Here is a 2,772-nt window from a genome sequence, read left to right as displayed (position 1 = left end):
CTCCGGCTCCGCGGTGGGCTGCACCGCCAACTGCTGCTGGACCTGTCCGATCCACATCAACCACATGGCCTCGTCGCGGTGGCCGCGGTACTCGGCCTTCAAGCCCGCCAGGGCCCCGCGCACGCGAGCGGCGATCACCGGGTTCTCGCGCACGGCGGACCAGACGGTGCGCGCGGCGGCGTCCCGGGCCTTCACCAGGAGGCGGACCTGGTCGATCAACTCCGATGCGGGCAGGCCCGCCCACGCCGCTGCGATTCTCTGTGCCTTGGTCACGGTGCCATCCTCGTTGAGCGGACGGCTCACGTCGGCCGTGACACGATGTTATCAACCTCTCGTTTCACGAGGTCAGCTGCCGGGCACCCGGTGACCTTCGGGCATCGCCCGGACACGCCCCGGAACCGGGCCGGCAGGCGGCCGGGATCCCACCCGTCACTCGACGTGCTGGGTGACCGTGCCGCGCACGAAGTGCCGCTGTGCTACCAGGAACAACAGCACCATCGGCACGGTCGCGACGGCGCTCGCGGCCAGCACCAGCTCCCACTGCTCCTCACCGCCCTCGCCGAACCGGTCCAGCACCGCCTTCAACCCGCGCGGCAACGTGTACAGCTGCGGCTCGCGCAGGTAGATCAGCGGCTTGACCAGGTCCGTCCACGCCGCCTTCAGCTCGAACACGAACACCACGATCAGGCCGGGCCGGGCCAGCGGCAGCGCCATCGAGGTGAACAGCCGCCACGGGCTCGCACCGTCGACCTTGGCCGCGTCGAACACCTCGCGCGGCAGGCCGAGGAAGAACTGGCGCAGCAGGAAGATGTAGAACGCCGAGCCGAACAGGTTCTGCGCCCACAGCGGGATCTGCGTGGTGGCCAGGCCCAGGGCGTGCCACTCCAGGTAGACCGGCACCATCGTCACCGCGCCGGGCAGCATCATGGTCGCCAGCACCACGCCGAACAGCACGCGGCGGCCGGGGAAGCGGAACATCGCGAAGCCGAACGCCACCAGCGCGCTGGCCACCGTGGCCGACACCGCCGCCGCCAGCCCCACCGCGACGCTGTTGCCGATCCACGTCAGCAGCGGCACCGCCTGCCACACCTCGACGTAGTTGCCCGGCGAGAACGGCCGGGGGAGCAGCGCGTTGTCGAACACGTGCGCCCGGTCCTTCAGCGACGCGCTGACCAGCCACCAGAACGGGTAGCCGAACGCCGCCGTGACGACGACCAGCGCCGCCCACACCCCGACGCGCTTCACGACCGGTCCCCCTCGTAGTGGACGTACCGGCGCGACAACCGGACCTGCACGGCGGTGATCACCGCGATCACCACGAACAGCAGCCAGGCCAACGCCGACGCGTACCCCATCCGCAGCGACCCGAACGCCTCCTGGAACAGGTGGATCACGTAGAACAGCGCCGCGTCGCCCTCGGCGGACGCCTTCGCCCGCGCGCCGAAGAACATCGCGTACGCCTCGGTGAACACCTGCAACGACGCGATTGTGTTGACCACCACGGTGAAGTACACCGTGCCGCTGATGCCCGGCAGCGTCACGTGCCAGAACTGCCGCCACGGGCTCGCGCCGTCCAGCTGCGCCGCCTCGTACCGCTCCACCGGCACGCGGGTCAGCGCCGCCAGGTACAGCACCGCCGTGCTGCCGACCGTCCACAGGCTCATGACGACCAGCCCCGGCTTGATCCACACCGGGTCGGTGGTCCAGTTCGGCCCCTGGAACCCGAACCAGCCGAGGAAGGCGTTGATCGCGCCGTTCTGGCCGTTGAGCAGCAGCAGGAACAGCGCGGCCAGCGCGACCGGCGGCGTCATCACCGGCAGGTACAGCAGGGTGCGGAAGAACCCGCCCGCGCGGCCGGCCCGCCGCAGCAGGCTCGCCAGGCCGAGGGCCAGCACGATCTGCGAGGGCACGTGCAGCGCGGTGAAGAACACCGTGTTCCACAACGCCGTGCCGACCCGGTCGTCGGTGAACGCCTCGCGGTAGTTCTCCAGGCCGACGAACGCCGGCGGCTTGAGCATGTCGTAGTGCGTCGTCGACAGCCAGAGGCTGAACAGCATCGGCCCGGCGGTGAACGCCAGGAACCCGATCACCCAGGGCAGCAGGAACAGCCACCCCGCCCGCGACTCGCGGCCGCTCACCGTCACCGCACTACCTCCCGCCGACCCGCTTGAGCGCCCGCTCCGCCTCGCGCTGCGCCTGCTCCATCGCCTCCTGGGCGTCCTGCCCGCCGGTAAGCACCCGGTTGACCGCGCCCTCCCAGGCCCGGACCAGCTCGCTCGCCGCCGGGCTCGGCGGCAGGGCGAACGCCTGGTCCTGCAACGACAGGGCCACCGGGATGCCCTGTTCGAGCAGGTGGTTGCCCTTCGGGTCGAACACCTCGCGGAAGATCCGCTCGTCGGCCTCCCGGTTCGCGGTGAACGTGCCGCCGTAGGGCCGTCCGGCCTTCGCCAGCGCGTCCCGCCGCGCCGTGGCCGCCGTGACCCAGGTCTGCGTGTCGGTCATCGTGACCAGGAAGCGGCACGCCTGCTCCGGGTGCCGCGCGCCCTTGGGGATCGCCCACGCCTGGCCGCCCGACTCGGTCAGCACCCGGCCGTCGCGGCCGGTGAACGGCGCGATCGTCACGTCGGCGTCGGGGGAGTTGGCCGCCAGCGTGTTGATGTACCAGGAGTCCATCGGCATCGCGGCCAGTTGGCCGGTCACGTACTGGTTGTTCGCGCCGAACTGGTCGACCCTCGGTGACGACGGCCACCACGGGCACGTCCACCCCGCTGG

At 71.1% G+C, this 2,772-nt stretch carries 4 protein-coding genes; all 4 read right to left on the bottom strand.

Annotated elements, in window-relative coordinates; genetic code table 11:
* The coding region (locus AB0G02_RS34240; RefSeq protein WP_360802743.1) for a hypothetical protein at nt 1-273 on the bottom strand (273 nt) is incomplete at its 3' end.
* 156 nt (nt 274-429) lie between these two features.
* Nucleotides 430-1,245, bottom strand: a complete 816-nt coding sequence (locus tag AB0G02_RS34235; protein ID WP_360802740.1) for a carbohydrate ABC transporter permease — start codon at nt 1,243-1,245, stop codon at nt 430-432.
* Entirely contained in the window at nt 1,242-2,144 is a 903-nt protein-coding gene (locus AB0G02_RS34230) for a sugar ABC transporter permease (RefSeq protein WP_360802737.1), read from the bottom strand. Before AB0G02_RS34230 ends, AB0G02_RS34235 begins: the two co-directional genes overlap by 4 nt.
* Before the next feature lie 4 nt (nt 2,145-2,148).
* A partial coding sequence (locus AB0G02_RS34225) for an extracellular solute-binding protein (RefSeq protein WP_360802734.1) occupies nt 2,149-2,772 on the bottom strand: 624 nt, incomplete at its 5' end.

This window comes from Actinosynnema sp. NPDC023658 (assembly GCF_040639995.1).
Lineage (GTDB): Bacteria > Actinomycetota > Actinomycetes > Mycobacteriales > Pseudonocardiaceae > Actinosynnema.
Note: the sequence above shows the minus strand (reverse complement) of the source record. Positions and strands in the feature narration are given on the sequence as shown.